Annotated in this window: 1 protein-coding gene; it reads left to right on the top strand. The window is 55.6% G+C overall.

Features of this window, described 5'->3' with window-relative positions; translation table 11 throughout:
* Positions 1–227 precede the first annotated feature (227 nt).
* On the top strand, positions 228–576 hold a 349-nt coding region (locus tag PORUE0001_RS07725; protein ID WP_007365892.1), incomplete at its 3' end, for a hypothetical protein.

Raw genomic sequence — 576 nt, 5'->3', positions numbered from 1 at the left:
CGCTTACAGCCTTCGGGGTGAGCGAAGCCGAGGCGGGGCAGTTTGCCCTGATCGTGCATGCCGTACAGACCTTGTGGACTATATCCGTGGGAGTCATCGCTATCCTGCTCCTGCCGATCATCAATCGAAGGTACAAGCGCGAGAAAGAGTATACTGTAAAAGGGTAGTCGCAGAAAGCGTATCAACCCACGGCCTAATGAAGAAAGCCAACATCTAGCACCCTTAATATGAAGCGAATCTTCTTACTCCTAACCTTACTCCTCAATAGCCTTCTGACGCTCTCCGCTCAGACTTACATCTACAGTGGTGATAAGCGCTACGACTACGATTCACGAGTCATCGCCACGTGGGACGGCTCTCGCCTCTACAGCGGTGACAAGCGCTACGACTACGACTCACGAGTCCTTGCCACGTGGGACGGCACTCGCCTCTACAGCGGTGATAAGCGCTACGACTACGACTCACGAGTCATCGCCACGTGGGATGGCACTCGCCTCTACAGCGGTGACAAGCGCTACGACTACGACTCGCGAGTCCTTGCCACGTGGGACGGCACCCGCCTCTACAGCGGTGATA

This window comes from Porphyromonas uenonis 60-3 (genome assembly GCF_000174775.1).
GTDB lineage: Bacteria > Bacteroidota > Bacteroidia > Bacteroidales > Porphyromonadaceae > Porphyromonas > Porphyromonas uenonis_A.
The sequence above is the reverse complement of the archived record's forward strand: the minus strand, read 5'-3'. Positions and strand labels throughout refer to the sequence as shown.